We start from the raw sequence: 19,239 nt of genomic DNA on the forward strand, positions 1-19,239 counted from the left end.
CAATGCAATCTTGTGGAAACCTTTTGGGTTGGAATGGGGTTGCTTAAGTAATGGGATGGTGCTGCTTAAGTAATTGTGTTTACGGCTTTTTTAACGACGGGCTGCGCGGGGCGAGGGGCGTCTAAGAGGGGCTCGCCTCAGCGCTTCATTAGGACCGTCACCCCGGCGCAGGCCGGGGTCCAGAGCCTCGGTAATTGATTGTCGCGATGCGGCGACCGGGCTCGCCTGCGGCGGGCTTCCGAACCGCTGCCGCGGTCCGGGATACTTTTCTTTGCGTGGCCAAAGAAAAGTGACCCGGCCTCCGGCAGGAGGTCGGAAGCCCGCCGCAGGCGAGCACGCTGACGTAAGCCTCACACCAAAACAACTTCAGCCAGTTGGCAAACACTCCATACGAATCCGCACCAGCAACCCTCTGCCAAGTGGAGACTCCAACAACTCAATCGACGCCTCATGCAACTCAATCGCACGCTGCACAATACTCAGCCCCAATCCATACCCACGCGTCGCACTCTCCACCTCGCGATGGAAGCGCTGAAACACCGCCTGGCGCCGATCCTCGGGAATACCGGGCCCGTTATCACAGATATCGACAACCGCCTGCGAGCCCTCGCGTCGTACGGCAACGTCCACCTGGCCGCCCACCTCGGTGTAGCGCAGAGCATTCTCGATCAGGTTGCGGAACATCGCCGTAAGCGCGACTTCATGCCCCAGCACCACGACCATGTCGTCGTCGTGCGTGAGGCCTACCGCAATGTCCTTTTCGACAATGAGCGGCGCGAGTTCTTCGATCACCTCGGTGGCAATGCGGGTCAGGTCCATCGGAGTGCGCTGATGAGAAGCGGCGCCGGCTTCCAGTCGCGCCATGGCCAGGATCTGCTCGATGCGACGCCCCAACCGCGCCATGCTCTGCTGCGCATGACGCACGGTGAACTCCACCTCGCCCGGATCATCCGCGATCATCGCGCTTTCGAGATGGATCATGGTGGCGGCCAGTGGTGTGCGCAGCTCGTGCGCGACATCTGTGGCGAAGCGATGCTCGCGGTCGAGTGCATCCTCCAGCCGCTCCAGCTGTTGGTTGAGTGCCACGATCAGCGGTTTGATTTCGCTGGGCGCGACCTCTTCTGGCATGGGTCTGCGGCTACCCGGCGTGCGCCGGTCCAGCATGTCCGTGAGCAGGGCAACCGGCCGCAAGCCGCGTTTCACGGCGAGGCTCACCAACAGGGCAAGCAAGGGCAGGCCGATTAGCAAGGGCAGGGTGTGTTCGATCACCAGGCCACGTGCGATATCCAGGCGATTGTCGGAGCGTTCGCCGATGCGTATTACCAGTTGAGCACGATTCTGCAGGGTGAAGGTGCGCCACAGTCCCCCCGCGTGTTGAATGTCGCGAAAGCCGCGTTCGTCGGCGGTGGGCGGCGGCAGATCGGCCAGGTTCGAGGTGGCGGCGATCAGTTCACCGTTCGGATCGTAGGCCTGGAAGCCCACCTCGGGTTCGTAGTTGTGCGGGTGCACCGACACCACCACACCGTGATGGTGGCCATCGGCGTTCTGCGCCACGTTGGGCAGGTCTGCATCTTTCAGCGGCAGCTGGCCGTGCGCGATCAAAGTGCCGAGCGTGCGTCCTGCCTGGGCGAGACGGCCGTCGAGCAATTCGTTCATCTCGCGCAGTTCGCGTCGATAGCTGATCCAGCCCAATGGAATCAGCACCACGACCATCACGGTGATGATGAGCCAGGTCAGGCGAGTGCGAAGGCTGCGCGGTTTCATTGGGGTTCGCGCGGAATCATGTAGCCGATGCCGCGCACGGTGTGGATCACCTCGGGGCTTAACTTTCGGCGCAGCCAGTGCACCTGAACTTCGATGGCGTTGCGCTCTACGATGGTGTCCAGGCCGTACACGGAGTTCTCCAGGGTTTCTCTGCGCACGATACGGCCCGCGCGTTCCATCAGCACGCGCAACAACGCGAATTCACGACGGGTCAGGCTGACACGCTCGCCGCGAAATTCCACTTCGGCCGTGGCGAGGTTCAAGCTCAGTCCGCCCACTTCCACCAGATTGTCCGCCAGCCCCTGCGTGCGTCGGGTCAGTGAGCGAATGCGCGCGGACAGCTCTCCCAGATGAAAAGGTTTCACCAGATAATCATCGGCCCCCAGGTCGAGGCCGCGGATGCGCATTTCAAGCGCATCGCGCGCCGTCATCACCAACACCGGTGTCTTCACGCCAGCGCGACGCGCCTCGGCCAGCACCTCCAGGCCGTCCTTGCCGGGCAGGCCCAGGTCGAGCAGCACTAGGTCAACGGGATCACCGCGCAGGGCTTCGGTGGCCTCGCGGCCATCGCGCAGCCAGGTCACTGCATACGATTGGTGTTCCAGTGCGTGCTTGATAGCCGCGCCCAGCTCGGCGTCGTCCTCGACCAGCAGAATATGCATGCCATACCACCCGTGTCGGTGTCGGGAGGGCAGCTCTCACCCTCGCCCGAGACCATGATCGCGAAGCTTCCTTTTGTGGATCTTTTCCCGGCGTGCGGCCGGGCGTCGTCACGTTGGCGCGTGAGACGCTTTCCGTCAATTGGCGGGAGGCAAAAAAAGATGACGGCGAGCTGCTGCCCGCCGTCATCTTCCCTGCGATAGCACCTGAAGGAAGGTGCCGGTGAACCTTGTCTGGTAGGAGCCCTCAGGGCCTCTTTGCCAGAGCGGCGGTAACGATGGCGTTCGCCAGCTGCTCGTCGGTCATCGCGGTGGCCTGCGACTCGTTGATGGCGACGGCTTTCATGGACTGTGGCTTGAGGTCCAGATCACGCTGAATTTCCCAGTTTCTCGCGTCGCGCTGTGCCTGGGCGAAATCTTCAGGGGTACTGCCGACAAAACCGACCACGGCATAGCCGTTCAGGTCGACGGTATAGACTTCAACAGCGGCGCTGGCCTGACCTGCGAAAACAATGCCGAGCGCGATCAACGTGGGGATAAGTGCGCGTTTCATGGTGTGGCCTCCTGCGGGGGGATGCAATGTCCGGGGGGAGGCTAAACGTTAGGCTTTTACGTTACTCCAAGCTTGATGAAGTCGCGCGAAACACTGATGAATTTGTGAGGTTTTGTGGCTTATTTTGCGCTGTCTATGCCACTCGTCATGCATCTCGGCGGCATCATCGACTTGAGTCGGTAAGAAACACGTTGTGCCTATGACATCTGGTGGACACGCGCCATGTGTCATGGAAATGTGCACGGCGAATCGTGCGTATCGAAGAGAAAATTGACGCGCACGCGAAATTCACGCTTGGTAGTGCGATGAACGATGGTGCAGGTGTCTCAGCGCGAAGCCCGGCGCCTGCCTTGTTGCCCGCGTCGGCCGTCTTTACGGCTGCGTCTTGTCCTTGAAGCGACACAGGTCGCGAATCACACATTGCGGGCAATCGGGTTTGCGCGCCTTGCACACATAGCGGCCGTGCAGGATCAGCCAGTGGTGAGCGTCCTGCTTGAATTCGGCCGGCACCACTTTCTCAAGCTTATCTTCGACTGCGCGCACGTCTTTACCGGGGGCGAGACCCGTGCGGTTGGAGACACGGAAGATATGGGTATCCACCGCGATGGTGGGCTGGCCAAACGCCGTATTGAGCACCACATTGGCTGTCTTGCGGCCCACGCCCGGCAGCGCCTCCAGCGCCTCGCGCGTGCGCGGCACCTCGCCGTCGTGTTGCTCCACCAGGATGCTACACAGCGCCATCACGTTCTTGGCCTTGCTGTTGAACAGACCAATGGTGGCGATGTACTGCTTGAGCTTCTCTTCGCCCAGCTTGAGGATGGCCTGCGGTGTGTTGGCGACGGGGTAGAGCTTCTTGGTCGCCTTGTTGACACCCACGTCGGTGGCCTGTGCCGACAGCACCACGGCAATCAGCAACTCGAACGGCGTGGTGTAGTTGAGCTCTGTGGTGGGATGAGGATCGAGTTCGCGCAGGCGGGTAAAGAGCTCGACGACATCGGCCTTCTTCACGTGGACTTTCCTTGTTGTTTCGCTTTGGCGCGGGCAAGCGCTGCCAGTACGGGGTTGGCTTGCGTGGCCGTTGTGCCGACCTCGGCCTTGCGCGCTGCCAGCTCGGCCTCGCGCTGAGCCTGCTCGCGCACGAGCCTCGCTTCGCGGCGCTGGAAGTGCAGGCGCGCAGCATCCGCATGAGCCGGGTCATTCACCTGAGTCAGAGGCATCGGCTCAAGCACGATGCAGTCGACCGGGCAGGCCGGCACGCACAGTTCACAGCCGGTGCAATCGTCGGTGATCACCGTATGCATCAGCTTGGCGGCACCCAAGATGGCATCGACTGGGCAGGCCTGAATGCATTTGGTGCAGCCGATGCAATCGGCCTCGACGATGCGTGCCACGGTGCGCGGCTTTTCCACGCCGTGCTCCGGATCGAGCGGCAACACCGGCACATCCAGCAACGCAGCGAGCCGGGCGATACCGGCAGCACCGCCCGGCGGGCATTGGTTGATCTTCGCCTCGCCGCGCGCGATCGCCTCCGCATAAGGGCGGCAGCCGTGGTAACCGCATTGTTCGCATTGCGTCTGCGGCAGCAGGGCGTCGATGCGGTCGGCCAGCGACATGGCGGCGCGAGACTTAGCGGACCGTCGCGCCCGGCTTGGCGCCCTGGTCTGCATCGAGCAGGAACAGATCGCTGCCGCCATCGCCGGCGGAAAGGATCATGCCTTCGGACAGGCCGAAGCGCATCTTGCGCGGCGCGAGGTTGGCGATGAATACCACGTTGCGGCCGACCAGCTTTTCGGGCTCGCCGTAGGCGGCGCGAATGCCGGAGAAGATCTGGCGCTTGCCGAGCGAGCCGGCATCTAGTTCGAAACGCAGCAGCTTGTCCGAGCCGTCCACGAACTCGCAGACCAGCACCTTGCCGATGCGCAGGTCGAGCTTGGCGAAATCGTCGATGCCGATGATGGCGGCGCCGTCGACGGCGGGGGCGGCTGGGGTGGTGCTGGCTTCACTCATGGTCTTGCTGGAATCCTTGGATTTCTTGGGAGCGGGCTTGGCTTCGGCGGGCGCGAGGGAGTCCCTCGACGCTTCGACCATGGCCTCGACCTGCTTGGGATCGATGCGGCCGAGCAACGGCTCGAACACGTTGACGGTGTGGTTGTGCAGTTCGGCGCGGGCGTCGTCGAAGCCGCCGATGGGCGCGGCAAGGAAGCGTTCGGCCGCTTCCACCGTGGCGGGCAACACCGGCTTGAGCAGGGCGGACAGCAAGCGGAACGCGGCCAGCGCGAACGAGCACACTTGATGCAGCTCGGTGCGCAGGCTTTCGTCCTTGGCCATGGCCCAGGGTGCCTTGGTAGCGATGTAGCCGTTGACCATGTCGGCCATGGTTACGAAGCGACGGGCAACTTCGGCAAACTCGCCGCTGTTGTACAGCGCGGGCACGTCGCCGTAGAGCGACAGCAGCTCACGCCACAGCTCCTGCTCTTCGTGACTGAAGGCGGGGGCCAGGCGACCATCGAAATACTTGTGCACGAAGCCGGCCGTGCGGCTGGCGATGTTTACCCACTTGCCGACCAGGTGCGAGTTGACGCGTTCTTCAAAGGTCTTGAGGTCCAGGTCCACGTCCACCGGCGTATCGCTCAGCATGCTGGCGAAGTAGTAGCGCAGGAATTCCGGGTGCAGGCCGGAGTCCAGGTAGGTGCGTGCCTTGATGAAGGTGCCGCGCGACTTGGACATCTTCGCGCCGTTCACCGTCAGGTAGCCGTTGACGTGCAGAGCCGTCGGCGTGCGGAAGCCCGCGCCATGCAACATGGCCGGCCAGAACAGACCGTGGAAGTTGATGATGTCCTTGCCGATGAAGTGGTGCATCTCGGCGCGGCTGTCAGGAGCCAGGAAATCTTCGAACTTCAGGTCTGTGCGATCGCACAGCGCTTTGAAGCTGGCCAGGTAGCCGACTGGCGCATCCAGCCACACATAGAAGAACTTGCCCGGTTCATCGGGAATCGGGAAGCCGAAGTAGGGCGCATCGCGCGAGATGTCCCAGTCCTTCAGGCCGCCGTCCAGCCATTCGGCCAGCTTGGCGACCACGCCGCTGTTGGCGACCGGCTGACCCTCGGTGAGCTTGCCGCCGAACCAGTCGCGCAACAGTGATTCGAACTTGCTCAGCTCGAAGAAGAAGTGCTCCGAGTCGCGCAGCACTGGCGTGGCGCCGGACATCACCGAATACGGATTGATCAGATCGGTCGGCGCGTAGGTGGCGCCGCAGTTCTCGCAGTTGTCGCCGTACTGGTCGGGCGTTTTGCAGTTGGGGCAGATGCCCTTGATGTAGCGGTCCGGCAGGAACATGTCCTTTTCCGGATCGAACAACTGCTGGATGTTGCGGCGTGCGATGAAGCCGCCGTCACGCAGGCGGGTGTAGATCAGCGAGGCGAGTTCGCGGTTCTCTTCTGAATGCGTGGAGTGATAGTGATCGAACGCCACGCCGAAGTCCGCGAAATCGGCCTCGTGGCCAACGCGGATACCTTCAATGTAGGTCTCGGGCGAGAGGCCTGCCTTTTCCGCTGCCAGCATGATCGGCGTGCCATGGGCATCGTCCGCGCACACATAGATCGTCTCGTTGCCCTGCATCCGCTGCGCGCGCACCCAGATATCGGCCTGGATGTAGCCCAGCAAGTGACCCATGTGGAGCGGGCCATTGGCATAGGGCAGGGCATTGGTGACGAGTAGGCGACGGCTCATGGGCGGCGGCGGTAGAAGAGGGGCCGTCCATTATGACATGCGCGACTCTCGGTCCACCGTTGGTACTGGCGTCCAGCAGTGTGGGCGAGAGTGCCAACAAACTCACGAGGACAAAGCGGCGCTCGCCCGAAGGTCGCATAAGACGGAGTGAAACAGCGGCGAACGTGGCTATCGCCATGGACCGTGCTTGTGACTGTCATTTGGTCGGTGGAGGCCCGCACTCGGATGGCTGAGGTGGGGCAACAAGCGGATCACCGTGCTGGATTCATTTGCATGTTTTTGCACGATTGCGTACATTTATACCCATTCAGGCATCCCCACGAGTCGCTCGTGAAAGTCTTCCCCGAGTCTGTTTCAGCGAACAGTGGCGCCACCGTTGTGACCGCTGCCAAACGCGCCACCCGTTGGATCTTCCTGGTGGCAGGCATCAGCATGTCGGCCTGGGCGCCGATGGTGCCGTACGCCAAAGCGAGGCTCGCCCTGGACGACGCACAGCTGGGCCTGGCCTTGTTGGCGTTCGGCGGCGGCTCCATGGTGTCGATGCCGTTTGTCGGATGGCTGACCCATCGATGGGGCAATCGCGCGGTCATCATGACCTCGGGGTTGCTCACCTGCCTTGCCTTGCCGGCGCTCGCGTGGGTGTCGAGCCTGTCAGCGCTGATGGTGGCGCTGGTGTATTTCGGCATGACGCTCGGCGCGTTGGACGTCGCCATGAATGCGCACGCGGTCGATGTCGAGCGGATGGATGGCGGCCGCTTGATGTCAGGCTTCCATGGACTGTTCAGCGTCGGTGGGCTCACCGGCGCGGCGGTGATGAGCGCGATGTTGGCCGTTGGCGTGCCGCTGGTGGTTGCCGCTTCGTTGATCGCCACGGCGCTGGTGGCGACGGTACTCAGGTTGCGCAGCGGCTTGCTTGACGACGCGTCACCCCATGTCGAAGCCGAGAAGAAACCCCTGGGCATGCCGCACGCGCTCGCGTGGTTGCTGGGGCTGTTGTGCTTTGTAAGTTTCCTGGCGGAAGGCGCGATGCTGGACTGGAGCGCTGTGTTTCTGCGTGATTTCCGCGGGCTGGCGCCGGCCTCGGCCGGATTGGGCTACGCGTGCTTCTCGTTGGCGATGGCTGGTGGCCGTTTGTTCGGCGACCGGGTGATTGCGCGCCACGGCCCGGTGTGGGCCGTGCGCACTGGCGCTGCGCTGGCAGCGAGCGGCTTCCTGGTCGTTGCATGCGTACCTTCCATGACCATGTCGCTGGTGGGCTTTGTGCTGATCGGGCTTGGCGCTTCCAATATCGTGCCGGTGATGTTCAGCGCCGCGGGGCGTTTGCCTGGCACCTCACCGGCGATCGCCATCGCCACCGCGACCACGCTGGGTTACGCGGGCTTGCTCAGTGGCCCGGCATTGATTGGTTTCGTAGCGCATGCGAGCAGTCTGCCGATGGCGTTCGCGGCAGTTGCTGGGTTGTTGGTACTGGTAGGACTTTCAGCGAGGATCGTGCAGCGATGAGCAAGCGTGTCGATACGGTGATTTTCGACCTGGGCAATGTGCTGATCGGCTGGGATCCGCGCGGCCTTTATCGTCAGCTGTTCGATGACGAGGTGGAGATGGAATGGTTCCTGCGTGAGGTCTGCAACAGCGCCTGGAACGAGCAGCAGGATGCCGGGCGCCCCTGGGCGGAGGCCACGGCGCAACTGCGTGCAAAGTTCCCTGACTACGCCCCATTGATCGATGCGTACCACCTGCGCTGGGAAGAAACCCTGCTGGGCCCCATCGAAGGTAGCGTAGCGCTGCTGGCTGCACTTCGTGAGCGCGGTGTGCGCTTGCTTGCGCTCACCAACTGGTCGCAAGAAACATTCCCGGTGGCGCGGCAGCGTTATGCATTTCTGCAGTGGTTTGAAGGCATCGTGGTTTCCGGTGATGAGAAGCTGATCAAGCCCGATCCGCGTATTTTTCAGCGGCTGTTGGATCGTTATGACGTGGATCCTGCCACCGCGCTTTACATCGACGACTCCGCGCGCAACGTGGCAGCGGCAGAAGCACTGGGCATGGGCGGCTGGTGGTTCCGTGATGCCGCCAGTCTGCACGAACGCCTGTTGCAACTGGGCTTGTTGGACACATCACTACGCGAGGTGTCGCATGGTTAAGCTGCCGCCCGCCGACAACAACGCGCTGCCGCAGGAGCGCCAACAGCGCATCCTGTCACGGCTGCGCAGCGATGGCCGTGTGGTGGCGGCGGAGCTGGCGTTGGCGTTCGAGGTGTCGGAAGACTCGATTCGGCGCGATTTGCGCGAGTTGGCAGCGCAGGGGCTGTGCAAGCGGGTCTACGGTGGCGCGCTATTACCCGCTGCCACGCTTACGCCGCTCAAGCAACGTCGTACCGAGCATTCGGCGCGCAAGGAAGCGCTTGCTCGCAAGGCCGTCACGCTGGTGCAACCCGGGCACACCTTGTTGATCGATGCAGGTACCACCAATGCGGCCATTGCCGCGGCCTTGCCGCGCGAGGCGAAGCTGACGGTCATCACCAATGCGCCGCATATCGCACAGCTGCTACTCGATCGCGAGGGCTTCGAGGTGCTGTTGATTGGCGGTCGCATCGATCCGGCGTTTGGCGGCACGGTGGGCGCGCAGGCGGTGGAGCAGGTGAGGCGGTTGCGTGCTGACCTGTGTTTTCCCGGCGCCTGCGCCATTGATGCAGCTCACGGCTTATGGGGTTTCGACAGCGAGGAATCGCTGTTCAAGCGCGCCATGATCGAGGCCAGCGACGAGGCGGTGGTGGTAGCCACCGATGACAAGCTTGGTGCCGTGGCCACCTATCAGGTGTCGGAGCTGTCACGCGTGCAGCATCTGGTGGTGGAGCACTCGGCGGATCGCGCGGCGCGTGCGGCATTTACGTCGCGGGGTGTGGCGGTGCATCGGGCTGAGGCGGTCGCCGGTTGAGGTCGGGTTCTGTAGGAGCGCACTTGTGCGCGACCGCCGAGCGCATTGGCATGCATGGATGCCGCGGTCGCGCACAAGTGCGCTCCTACAGGGATGGTGCAGGGCTTACTGCTGGCGCTGCCATTCCTGGCTGCGGCCAATCAGCGAAAAGCCGATGTAGCCACGCACGGTGAGCTTGCTACCGTCCGCGCTCGGCTGCAGCTTCACCTTGTAGATCTTGCCGGTCTTGGGGTCGAGGATCTTGCCGCCGTCCCAGATGTCGCCGTCCTTGTGGACGCCCCACATGATGTTCATGCCCTCGACGGGCTTGTCCTTACGCTCGCCGTCGCAGTTCTTGCAGGTCGGGTGCGGGCCCTCGTCGGACTGCAGCACTTGCAGCACCGTGGCCTTGAGCTCACCACCTTCGTCGGTGATCTGCACAATGGACTTGGGCTTGCCCGTTTCATCGTCGATGGTTTTCCAGGTGCCAACTGGCGTGTTCTCGGCGGCGAACACGGCACCGGCGCCCAGCAGCAGGCCGGCGGCGACGGCAATGCGAAGCAGTGACTTCATCTGGTATTCCTCCCGTACGAAAGCGTATGTCCGGAGCCTGACCGACCTTGCGCAAAGCCGTCAAGCTGCATTGCGAAAGTCTGTCGCAGGCCCCCCAAGCCGTTGGCTGGCATAATGGGGAATCCCCAAAAGACAGGCCTCACACCGTATGACGCAGGCGAGCGAAGCCCTGGTCCGCCGCATTCTTGGCGAGCTGGTTGATCCCCATACCGGCGCCCCCGTCGGCGAGGCCATTCGTGCCGTGGGCGTAGATGGCGATCGCGTTTCGGTGGATATCCAGCTTGGCTATCCCGCCGCCGGTGCGGTCAATGCGCTGACAGCGCAGGTGAAACGGGCGCTGGAGGCTGACACCGCCATTGCTTCGGCCTCGGTGTCGATCAGTACACGCATTCACCCGCACAAGGTGCAGGGCACCCTGGCGCCGCAGCCGGGCGTGAAAAACGTCATCGTGGTGGCCTCGGGCAAGGGCGGTGTGGGCAAGTCCACGGTGTCGGTGAATCTGGCGCTGGCCCTCGCGGCGGAAGGCGCGAAGGTGGGCATACTCGATGCCGACATCTACGGCCCGAGCCAGCCGCGCATGCTTGGCATCACCGGCAAGCCGCAGTCGCCGGACGGCAAGACCATCATCCCGCTGGAGGCTCACGGCCTGCAGGCCATGTCCATCGGTTTCCTGGTGGATGAAGAAACGCCGATGATCTGGCGTGGCCCCATGGTCACCCAGGCCATGATGCAGCTGCTCAACGACAGCCGTTGGGAGCAGCTCGATTACCTCATCATCGACCTGCCGCCGGGCACCGGCGATATCCAGCTGACGCTGTCGCAGAAAGTGCCGGTTTCCGGTGCGGTGATTGTCACCACGCCGCAGGACATCGCCCTGCTCGATGCACGCAAAGCCCTGAAGATGTTCGAGAAGGTGGAAGTGCCGGTGCTGGGTGTGGTGGAAAACATGGCCACCCACGTCTGTTCCAACTGCGGGCACGAGGAGCACATCTTCGGCGAGGGTGGCGGTGTGCGCATGGCCGAACAGTACGGTGTGCCTTACCTGGGTTCGTTGCCGCTGGATATTCGCATTCGCGAGCAGGCCGATGGCGGTACGCCCACGGTGGTGGCGATGCCTGAGTCCGACCTCGCCGCGCGTTATCGCGAGATCGCCCGCAACGCAGCTGGTCGCTTGTCGCGCCAGCCGCGCAACAAGTCGCTCGGGCTTGGGAAGATCATGGTGCAGGGCGCACCGTGAGCCCGGACGCCGGAGGGACCCGGCCGTTCCATGTGATGTGCCTCTCAGGCAGCCTGCGCCAGCGTTCCGGCAACACGGCGTTGCTGCAGGCGGCGGCGCAGCTGTCGCCTCCTGCGCTGCGACTCAGCCTTTACGATGGCTTGGCGGCGCTGCCGCCGTTCAACCCCGACGTCGAAATGGCTGAGTTGCCCGATGGCGCGGCAGCCTTGCGGCGCGAGGTGGGGCTGGCCGATGCCTTGCTCATTGCCTGCCCGGAATACGCGCATGGTGTGCCCGGCAGTTTCAAGAACTTGCTGGACTGGCTGGTGGGCAGCCTGGAGTTTCCCGACAAGCCGGTCGCCTTGTGGAATGCCTCGGCGCGCGAGTCGCACCATGCCCAGGACGCCCTGCGGGAAATCCTGACCACCATGTCGGCACGGCTGGTCGGGGCGGCCTCGGTCACCATTCCCTTGCCGGGCGCCGGTTGCGAGGTGGGTGAGATCCTCGGTGACTCGGTTCAGCAGGGCCGAATTCGGGCCGCGCTGGCCGCCCTGGCGGGCGAACTGGCAGAGACGACTGGCGGGTGAACCCGCATTTCCGCTATTTTCGCCGTCTTTGACGCCAGCTGGCGCGACCCAGCCGGCCCCCGGGAGTTCGAGTGAGCATCAAATCCGACAAGTGGATCCGCCGTATGGCCGAGCAGCACGGCATGATCGAGCCGTTCGAGCCAGGCCAGATCAAGACGCGCGACAACACCAGGCTGGTGTCGTACGGCACGTCGAGCTATGGCTACGACGTACGCTGCGCACGCGAATTCAAGATATTCACCAACATCAACTCGACCATCGTTGATCCGAAGGCGTTCGATCCCACCAGCTTCGTCGACGTGGAAGCGGACGTGTGCATCATTCCGCCCAATTCGTTCGCGCTGGCGCGCACCGTCGAGTACTTCCGCATTCCGCGCAAGGTGCTCACCATCTGCCTCGGCAAGAGCACGTATGCGCGTTGCGGCATCATCGTCAACGTGACCCCGCTGGAGCCGGAGTGGGAAGGTCACGTGACCTTGGAGTTCTCCAACACCACGCCGCTGCCCGCGAAAATCTACGCCAACGAAGGCGTGGCCCAGATGCTGTTTCTCGAATCCGACGAGGAATGCGAGACCAGTTACAAGGATCGCGGCGGCAAATACCAGGGCCAGCAGGGCGTTACGCTGCCGCGCACCTGAGGCCACGCCTCTCGCCGAGCCAGCGCACCTGAATGAATGCCGTCCGGGCCCGATGCAGGGGCGCGAGGCGGCGCTACACTTCACTTGTTCACACCGATGCATTGCAGGAGATCCGCATGACCCGTTTTTCCACGCTGCTGACCCGCGCGGCCGCAGCCATCCTGCTGGGCAGCATGCTGGTGCTGACCGGTTGCCATCGCGGCAGCGCCAAGAGCGATGTGCGCACCGCCGACATGAAGAGCCAGTTCGACGTGGTGATCCAGGCCTATAAGAGCGGCCAGTTCATCGTCGACGGCGCCGTGTTGTCCGCGCTCGATACCGGCAGCCACTTTGCCTACCTCAAGGATCAGGGCAAGCTCCCCAAGACGGTGCTGCTCGAGCCCAGCGATGATTCCAAGATCCGCAAGCAGCACCTGCAGTACATGGCGCGCCTGCAGCTCGACTACGGTTTCACCGTGTACTACGACGATGGCGGCACCCTGAAGAAGATCAGCGTGGTCGATACCAAGGCCCGTGACCTGGAAGACTACAAGGCACCCGCGAAGGTAGATGCACCGCCGCCGCAGAAGCACATGTAATTCGTATGCCTGAATCAAAAAGCCCGCGGATCGCTCCGCGGGCTTTTTTGTGGGCAGTCAGGAAATCAGACACGCAGCAAGCACGGGCGGACAACCGTTACGCAGTCAGGGCGCTTCGCAACTCAGCCGCCAACGATGCCAATGCGTCCGATTCATACGGCACGGCTTTGCCGCTACCCCAAACCGGCCCCGGCCACGCGGCATCCCCTTCACGGCGTCCCACCACGTGGATATGCAGCTGGCGCACGATGTTGCCCAGCGCACCAAGGTTGAGCTTGTCGAACGGCATCAGCGAGCGCAGCGCTTGTGACGCGAGGTTGACCTCGTGCCAGAGGATGGCTTGCTCGTCAGCCTGCAGGTCGCAGATCTCCACGCGGTTTGTCTGGCGTGGCACCAGCACCAGCCAGGGAAAGCGCGTGTCGTTCATCAGCAGCACATCGCACAGCGTGAGCGAAGCGACGTGGCGTGTATCGGCCTGCAGGCGTGGATCGAGCGCAAATCCGGCTTCGCTCATGCGCCGTGCACCAGATGCTTGTCGAAGAACGCCAGCGTGCGTTCGTAAGCGAGTTTTGCGCTGGCTTCGTCGTACTGCGCGCCAACATCGCGATTGAATGCGTGATCGGCGGGGTAGGTGAACAACGACATCTGCGGCAGCATCTCGCGGTGCTTCTGCACCATCTCCGGCGGGATGCTCTTGTCCTTCTCGCCAAAATGGAACATCACCGGCGCCTTGGGCTTTTCACCCAGAAACGGCACATTGCGTGCGCCGTAGTAGCTCACCGACGGCAAGCCAAGGCGTATCGCCGAAAGCATGGCCACCGTGCCGCCCCAGCAGTAACCCACGGTGCCAATGCGCCCGGCGGACGAAATCGCTTCGGCGGCGCTGGCCACATCTTCCACGGCGCGGTCCAGGCCCAGTTCCATGATCAGGGCCTTGCCCCGCGCGTAGCCTTCTTCGTTGTAGCCCAGCTCCACGCCGGTCTCCAGATGATCGAAGAAGCTTGGTGCGATGGCCGTGTAACCGGCTTCCGCAAAGCGATCCGTCACATGGCGAATGTGCTCGTTGACACCGAAAATTTCCTGAATCACCACGATGCCGCCCTTGGGCTTGCCTGCCGGCTTGGCCAGATAGGCGCCGATGCACTGCATGCGCGTGGTGTTGAGGTTGATGGTCTGGCCCATGGTTCGCACTCCCGCGTGGCAATGGCGCATTTTAGCCATTCAGGGAAAGGGACGGTCCTGAGATATAATGGTCCGTTTTCCGCATGGTTACGCTTGCCCAGCCATGTCGCAGGTTTCGCCCAACGTCGGTTTCGTCAGCCTTGGCTGACCCAAGTGCACGGTATGTATATCGCGCCACCTGCCACACGCATTTCCAGAGGCGAGTTAAGGCCGATCCGACTTTTGCTAGGCAGCGGTCGTTGAGCCGAGTTACCCATTTGCAATGTCTGTTCTCGCCCCAAAGGGGCATGGCGGGTTCACTCTAGAACTGTGGCCAGCAGAGACACGTAGATACTAAATGACGAATGATAGTTGCCTCTTTCAGACTGTCCTGGCGGCTCCAATCGTGCCCTTCGCGACGGTAGCAATGGGCGGGCCGCGGTGCCGAAGGGTGTGCAGAAGATGGGTGCTCAGGTCACCGTATTTTTCTGAGACAATTCATACGCTATAGCATCGCTCAACAGTGATGTTTCTTTGGCCAGGGATTGGCACGTCTTCTCCATGCAGTCAGGGAGACATGCGCGCTAGTCATCATGCACGCCGGGTATGGGCGTGTTTGGTTTATCGATGTTCGTATTCATGACTAGATGGAGAGCAATTATGTTACTTCGCGATACGTCGCCGGCTTTGTCCGGTGCGATGCTCGGCTTCGCGCTTGGCTTCCTCGCTAACGCAGTGATGCCGTCGGTCGCTCATGCTGACGCTCCGCTGTCTTCAGCGACCAACCAGTACGTCGACATGTGTATGAATCAGGCCACCAATATCCCGGTGCCCTATGGTGAAGCCGATCTGAAAGGAAACCCCAAACTGGGTGACTACTGCCAGTGTTTCGGCGCCAAGTTTGCCGAGCGTGCGCTGGCATCGATGCAGAGCGGCGGCAAGCCCTCCTCATCGCTGGAAGACACTGTGAAGGAAGAGCAAGCGATGCGTAACGGTTGTCGCAATCAAGTCGGCTTGCCGTTACTGAAGTTCAAACCCTGACGCCTGAAAAGGGATGCCTGTTGATATGCACGCAAAGCGCGCCTCGCTGAGGGGTAGCGGCGTGCATCAACCAAACGCAATCGCTTCTCGCGTGATGACGATCTGATCAGGCCTACCAAAATTCGTACAAAGCTTGGCGACGACTGCAGGCCTTTGATGGATCGCACAGGTGCCCACCATAGGCTTGTTAGTCCGAATCAACTTATGTCGCCCCGTTACTTCAAAAGGAAGATGATCTATGCCATTGAATGGTTCTGCTGTATCGCGACATGTGCGGATCCTGCCGATCCTGGCCACCTGCTGTCTGACCCTGGTGGCATGCGGTAGTTCGGGCTCATCAACCGATGGCCACGCCGTCGCCACATCTACAGCGGCAAGCAGTAGCGCAACTAGTAGTGGCTATGAAGTGGTCCTGATTGATCGCCCGACTCCTGCCGACGGCATGCTCCATGGGATGGGCGATATGGCCTACAAGCTCTGTGTGGCCGGTGCCGAGTCACTGCATGTACCGGTCAAGCCTTTCCCGCACATGCCTGACGATTACATCACTCAGCGCACCACCTATATTTCCGATGGCCACTCCTGGATGAAAAAGACAGAGTCGGTCTACAAGGTCGATCTTGACAATCTGGCGGCCGATAAGGGTTGCGAGGTCAAAATCGTACCGGACAAGTCCTTTGACGTCGTCATCGAGCATGACGGTAAGCAGATCAACGTGAGCGGGCATGAGGACGGCACGACATCCGTGGACTCGGCTGATGACGATCTCGGCGCGATGAATGCCAGGAACCCGCCCCAGACCAATGAAGACTATACGGACGCGCGCATGGTGGCTGGCGTCAAGCTGCGTTGCCTGCCTAAGTCCAGTCCGCTCATCAGCCCGAAGGGCATCATCGACATGTGCGTCTATGAGAAAGACGGTGTCGTGACGACGTCGGACAAGAAGTCCATCGTGCTGTATCAAAACGTTGATCCCCTCAACGCTAGTCCGCTAGCTCCCTATACAATGATTTCCGAGGTGAAATCGTTGAAGCTTGGTACGGCGATTGATCAGAGCGTATTCGAGCCGAAAACCTATACTAGGTAATCACTCTGAACCATCCTGGGCATAAGCAGAAAAGCAGCACGTAAGTTGCTTGGCGCGGGATAGATTGGCGAGAGGCCGGTAGCTCCCTATTGGCTTCTTACCCTTTCGGACCGTCCGTTGAATTGGACGTTGCACGTTCGCCCGGCCGCCCGGCCAATGAATGATACGGACCATCCCGGGCGACACGCTGCTCAACGTGAAAGTCACGACGCAAGCGACGATGGATCTGTTCACCCCCCGCTGCACTGCTCGAAACTGCGCTCCAACAGGCCAGAGGAAGGGCCTTCTTCAAAGAAGGGACGGAGTGGAGGTAGTTGGGTGGGGTGTTCAATGTCCGTATCCGACTGCGGATTCAACCGATAGCTGCATTACGGGTCTTTCGACAGGGTAAAATGATGGGCTTCGTCAGCCAGGGCACTAATTCCCTGCGAGAACCGGTGGTCTAGTGAAAAACCGTTTAGAATCAAATATTAATGCTGTTTCAACGCCCAAGGTGGGCTTCGTCTCGCTCGGCTGCCCCTAGAGCAATCACCCGACACGTGGCGCCGGCATGGCACCTAATCAAAGAAAAAGCCCGCGTTTTGCGGGCTTTCTGCTGTTCTGATTCTCGTGTCTCAGCCTGTCCATTCGCGGAGGATTTCCTCCGTTACGATTGGTCGCGTGCAAACGGAGGGGGCGGTCGTGGTCAAGAATGGCAACAAGTGGGTTATGGGTGCTGTCAACACTCTGCTGGGCATCGCCGGCTTCGTGAATATTGGCTTCGGCACATGGTTCTGCATTCGGGGCCAAGTGTCAGGCAGCGGCATCATTACTGCAGGCTTAGTGCTGGTATTGGTCGCAACTGTGGACCGGTTCGAGGTGATTAAGGGTCTCGGATTGGAAGCGAAGACGAGGGCAGTCGACCGAAAGCTGGACGAGGTTGAGAACGTCCTGGCGAAGTTGCGGAGCCTTACCGCGCTCTTTGGGGCGGCTGTCATCCGAACAGCTTCGCAATCGGGGCGTTGGGGTGCGGGTAGTCAGCAGCGCGACATCCATCGGTTCGTAGAGAGTACGCGCGAGTTGCTTTCGGAACTCGGGGCCACGGACGAGGGCCTTCGTGACGGGCTAGATGCGTGGGCGCGAACCGTGGCGACTGATCTAGTCTTTCGCATCACCAACCCCTTGAGAGTTGTGAAGGGGAATAAGTTTCAGGCGCTCCAGGCCGCGTACCAAGACGAAGCAAACAAGGGCGATCCAAACGGCAGGGCTCTGCAAGCTGTGATTGGCCGCCAAACGCTTCTCGCAAATGCACATAGCTACATCGAGCAGAGATGGCAGTGGCCTTTAGAAGAGTGGGTGCCGCGCCTACGGCAGGCACTGGTCGATTTCCCCGAGCTTGAGCCCGAGGAAAAAGCGGCCGTCGTTGCGGATTTCGACAAATGGGCGCCCGAACTCGAACACCTGATTGAGCATCGAAAAATCAAGTCGCCGGAAAAGGTGCTCGCCCTATTGGAATCGCCTGCGGACTGAGTAAATGAATGGGGCGCATATAGCACCCCTTCTGCTGTTCTGTTCTCGGTCCTGGATCATGCGGCGAGTGCTGGCGATGGCACCGCATCCATGCACGGTGGCGACGAGTGGACCCGCAGGTGTCCTTGGCCGGCGAGGTAGCTCTCATGAGCGAGCACGGCCGTGCGCCACGCGTTATCCGCTACGGCCGGGCCGGCCTCGACCAAGTTGCCGTTCTCGTCGATAAGAGCGAAGCGCAACGGCTTCCCGCAAAAAGTCTGGGCAGCCAGGCCCGAATGCGACACGGCGCTGATGATGGCGGTCTGCAGTGGGTAGGGCGAGTTCGGACTGATCATGATCGTGGCGCACGTTTTCAAAAGGTGCTGCCCATGCTGGTGTCACGACAGCCGAGCTTGTCCATTGCTCTACCTATTGCAAACCGATTGCTGTCCGCTGCCACCAGTCACGATGCGGTCCTGCGGGCATCCGTGCGCCCTATGTGCGCCCGGAAACATTTTTTCGCCACGCAGCCATTGGTACGTCTCATTTGTTCCCTGATACGTAATCAGGGAACAGGCGTTTGGAAGGCTAAACTCCGGCTGAATAGTGAAGTGGTCCGATCTGGTCCGATGTGGCACCGGATGGCACTGAATGGCACCTAGTGAGCGGGTATGAGGGCGAATGAGCGATAGCCAAAAATCTGCGTTCGGAAAGTGGCTAGTTTTCGGTTTTTACTGCCAATAGTCTGCGCCCAACTCGAAACGCCAGTGGGCACATAAATGCAAACCGATACATCCAAGAACGATGCGGCTAGCGCCGCCTACGTTCTACTCAACACGGCGCAGGTCATGGAGGCGACGCACCAGAGTCGCAACCAGATCAACAACGCCATGAAGAAAAGCGGCTTCCCCCGGCCCATCAAACTCGGCTCGCGTTCCAATGCGTGGCTGCAGTCCGAAGTCCAGAAGTGGATCGCCGACCGCATCGCTGCGCGTGATGGAGCAGCTGCATGAGCCGCCTGACGATGAAACAGGCGTGCGCACTGCTGGGCTGGACGAAACGCCAGCTGTATTCCCGCGCTGGCTGGGATTTGACCTTTCCGGTGTTCATCAAGTTGCCCACCGGCGGCCTGGTACTAGATGAAGTCGAGGTGCGCACCTGGATGGCCGAGCGTGCGCGCAACAACCAGCGGCCGGAATACCGCCAATGTCTTACGCCGACCAACGGATGCACGAACCGCTCAATGGAATGA

22 protein-coding genes are annotated in these 19,239 nt (G+C 61.5%); 12 read left to right on the forward strand and 10 right to left on the reverse strand.

Going from position 1 to position 19,239, the window contains the following annotated elements:
- Nucleotides 1–366 precede the first annotated feature (366 nt).
- The 6 genes from AC0GUR_RS03375 to metG all read right to left on the reverse strand — a co-directional run bounded on the left by AC0GUR_RS03375 (nucleotide 367) and on the right by metG (nucleotide 6,705).
- Complete coding sequence (locus tag AC0GUR_RS03375) at nucleotides 367–1,764, reverse strand: sensor histidine kinase (RefSeq protein ID WP_472876054.1); 1,398 nt, start codon at nucleotides 1,762–1,764, stop codon at nucleotides 367–369.
- Nucleotides 1,761–2,426 (reverse strand): response regulator, encoded by a 666-nt coding sequence (locus tag AC0GUR_RS03380; protein ID WP_472876055.1) that lies wholly within the window; start codon nucleotides 2,424–2,426, stop codon nucleotides 1,761–1,763. The genes AC0GUR_RS03375 and AC0GUR_RS03380 overlap by 4 nt, the downstream gene beginning before the upstream one ends.
- A gap of 244 nt (nucleotides 2,427–2,670) precedes the next feature.
- Nucleotides 2,671–2,976 carry an SH3 domain-containing protein gene (locus AC0GUR_RS03385; RefSeq protein WP_472876056.1) on the reverse strand — a complete coding sequence of 102 codons (306 nt, stop codon included), beginning with the start codon at nucleotides 2,974–2,976 and terminating at the stop codon, nucleotides 2,671–2,673.
- Nucleotides 2,977–3,348: 372 nt separating this feature from the next.
- Nucleotides 3,349–3,984, reverse strand: a complete 636-nt coding sequence (gene nth, locus AC0GUR_RS03390) for an endonuclease III (RefSeq protein WP_472876057.1) — start codon at nucleotides 3,982–3,984, stop codon at nucleotides 3,349–3,351.
- Nucleotides 3,981–4,589: an RnfABCDGE type electron transport complex subunit B gene (locus AC0GUR_RS03395; RefSeq protein ID WP_472876058.1), complete on the reverse strand. Its 609-nt coding sequence runs from the start codon at nucleotides 4,587–4,589 to the stop codon at nucleotides 3,981–3,983. The genes nth and AC0GUR_RS03395 overlap by 4 nt, the downstream gene beginning before the upstream one ends.
- 13 nt (nucleotides 4,590–4,602) lie before the next feature.
- Nucleotides 4,603–6,705, reverse strand: a complete 2,103-nt coding sequence (gene metG, locus AC0GUR_RS03400) for a methionine--tRNA ligase (RefSeq protein WP_472876059.1) — start codon at nucleotides 6,703–6,705, stop codon at nucleotides 4,603–4,605.
- Nucleotides 6,706–7,035: 330 nt separating this feature from the next.
- Here metG and AC0GUR_RS03405 point away from each other — a divergent pair, with 330 nt between their 5' ends.
- The 3 genes from AC0GUR_RS03405 to AC0GUR_RS03415 are packed head-to-tail and all read left to right on the forward strand — an operon-like array spanning nucleotide 7,036 to nucleotide 9,639.
- On the forward strand, nucleotides 7,036–8,208 hold the full coding sequence (locus AC0GUR_RS03405) for an MFS transporter (protein ID WP_472876060.1): 1,173 nt from the start codon (nucleotides 7,036–7,038) through the stop codon (nucleotides 8,206–8,208).
- Entirely contained in the window at nucleotides 8,205–8,846 is a 642-nt protein-coding gene (locus AC0GUR_RS03410; RefSeq protein ID WP_472876061.1) for an HAD family hydrolase, read from the forward strand. The genes AC0GUR_RS03405 and AC0GUR_RS03410 overlap by 4 nt, the downstream gene beginning before the upstream one ends.
- Nucleotides 8,839–9,639: a DeoR/GlpR family DNA-binding transcription regulator gene (locus AC0GUR_RS03415; protein ID WP_472876062.1), complete on the forward strand. Its 801-nt coding sequence runs from the start codon at nucleotides 8,839–8,841 to the stop codon at nucleotides 9,637–9,639. Before AC0GUR_RS03410 ends, AC0GUR_RS03415 begins: the two co-directional genes overlap by 8 nt.
- 105 nt (nucleotides 9,640–9,744) lie before the next feature.
- On the opposite strand, the gene AC0GUR_RS03420 is transcribed toward AC0GUR_RS03415, so the two are convergent.
- Nucleotides 9,745–10,191 carry a DUF2147 domain-containing protein gene (locus tag AC0GUR_RS03420; RefSeq protein ID WP_472876063.1) on the reverse strand — a complete coding sequence of 149 codons (447 nt, stop codon included), beginning with the start codon at nucleotides 10,189–10,191 and terminating at the stop codon, nucleotides 9,745–9,747.
- A gap of 148 nt (nucleotides 10,192–10,339) precedes the next feature.
- Between AC0GUR_RS03420 and apbC the strand changes: the two genes are divergently transcribed.
- The 4 genes from apbC to AC0GUR_RS03440 all read left to right on the forward strand — a co-directional run bounded on the left by apbC (nucleotide 10,340) and on the right by AC0GUR_RS03440 (nucleotide 13,210).
- Nucleotides 10,340–11,428, forward strand: coding sequence for an iron-sulfur cluster carrier protein ApbC (gene apbC / locus AC0GUR_RS03425; RefSeq protein WP_472876064.1), 1,089 nt, complete (start codon nucleotides 10,340–10,342; stop codon nucleotides 11,426–11,428).
- Nucleotides 11,425–11,994 carry an NADPH-dependent FMN reductase gene (locus AC0GUR_RS03430; protein ID WP_472876065.1) on the forward strand — a complete coding sequence of 190 codons (570 nt, stop codon included), beginning with the start codon at nucleotides 11,425–11,427 and terminating at the stop codon, nucleotides 11,992–11,994. Before apbC ends, AC0GUR_RS03430 begins: the two co-directional genes overlap by 4 nt.
- Before the next feature lie 71 nt (nucleotides 11,995–12,065).
- Complete coding sequence (gene dcd, locus AC0GUR_RS03435; RefSeq protein WP_201316603.1) at nucleotides 12,066–12,632, forward strand: dCTP deaminase; 567 nt, start codon at nucleotides 12,066–12,068, stop codon at nucleotides 12,630–12,632.
- A gap of 116 nt (nucleotides 12,633–12,748) precedes the next feature.
- Nucleotides 12,749–13,210: a hypothetical protein gene (locus AC0GUR_RS03440; RefSeq protein ID WP_472876066.1), complete on the forward strand. Its 462-nt coding sequence runs from the start codon at nucleotides 12,749–12,751 to the stop codon at nucleotides 13,208–13,210.
- A gap of 97 nt (nucleotides 13,211–13,307) precedes the next feature.
- Here AC0GUR_RS03440 and AC0GUR_RS03445 read toward each other — a convergent pair whose 3' ends face one another.
- Both AC0GUR_RS03445 and AC0GUR_RS03450 read right to left on the reverse strand, forming a co-directional pair.
- Complete coding sequence (locus tag AC0GUR_RS03445) at nucleotides 13,308–13,724, reverse strand: HIT domain-containing protein (RefSeq protein ID WP_472876067.1); 417 nt, start codon at nucleotides 13,722–13,724, stop codon at nucleotides 13,308–13,310.
- The gene (locus AC0GUR_RS03450; RefSeq protein WP_472876068.1) at nucleotides 13,721–14,392 is read right to left on the reverse strand and encodes a dienelactone hydrolase family protein; all 672 of its coding nucleotides are present in this window, start codon (nucleotides 14,390–14,392) and stop codon (nucleotides 13,721–13,723) included. Before AC0GUR_RS03450 ends, AC0GUR_RS03445 begins: the two co-directional genes overlap by 4 nt.
- A 639-nt stretch (nucleotides 14,393–15,031) precedes the next feature.
- On the opposite strand from AC0GUR_RS03450, the gene AC0GUR_RS03455 reads away from it, so the two are divergent.
- The 3 genes from AC0GUR_RS03455 to AC0GUR_RS03465 all read left to right on the forward strand — a co-directional run bounded on the left by AC0GUR_RS03455 (nucleotide 15,032) and on the right by AC0GUR_RS03465 (nucleotide 18,008).
- Nucleotides 15,032–15,412 carry a hypothetical protein gene (locus AC0GUR_RS03455; protein ID WP_472876069.1) on the forward strand — a complete coding sequence of 127 codons (381 nt, stop codon included), beginning with the start codon at nucleotides 15,032–15,034 and terminating at the stop codon, nucleotides 15,410–15,412.
- A gap of 238 nt (nucleotides 15,413–15,650) precedes the next feature.
- Nucleotides 15,651–16,499, forward strand: coding sequence for a hypothetical protein (locus AC0GUR_RS03460; protein ID WP_472876070.1), 849 nt, complete (start codon nucleotides 15,651–15,653; stop codon nucleotides 16,497–16,499).
- A gap of 681 nt (nucleotides 16,500–17,180) precedes the next feature.
- Complete coding sequence (locus AC0GUR_RS03465; RefSeq protein WP_472876071.1) at nucleotides 17,181–18,008, forward strand: hypothetical protein; 828 nt, start codon at nucleotides 17,181–17,183, stop codon at nucleotides 18,006–18,008.
- A 56-nt stretch (nucleotides 18,009–18,064) separates the two neighbouring features.
- Here AC0GUR_RS03465 and AC0GUR_RS03470 read toward each other — a convergent pair whose 3' ends face one another.
- Nucleotides 18,065–18,343, reverse strand: coding sequence for a hypothetical protein (locus AC0GUR_RS03470; RefSeq protein ID WP_472876072.1), 279 nt, complete (start codon nucleotides 18,341–18,343; stop codon nucleotides 18,065–18,067).
- A 423-nt stretch (nucleotides 18,344–18,766) separates the two neighbouring features.
- Between AC0GUR_RS03470 and AC0GUR_RS03475 the strand changes: the two genes are divergently transcribed.
- Nucleotides 18,767–19,000: a helix-turn-helix transcriptional regulator gene (locus AC0GUR_RS03475; RefSeq protein WP_472876073.1), complete on the forward strand. Its 234-nt coding sequence runs from the start codon at nucleotides 18,767–18,769 to the stop codon at nucleotides 18,998–19,000.
- Nucleotides 18,997–19,239: a helix-turn-helix transcriptional regulator gene (locus AC0GUR_RS03480; RefSeq protein ID WP_472876074.1), complete on the forward strand. Its 243-nt coding sequence runs from the start codon at nucleotides 18,997–18,999 to the stop codon at nucleotides 19,237–19,239. Before AC0GUR_RS03475 ends, AC0GUR_RS03480 begins: the two co-directional genes overlap by 4 nt.

The sequence above is a fragment of the Dyella sp. PARNA 12/25 genome, from assembly GCF_055702865.1.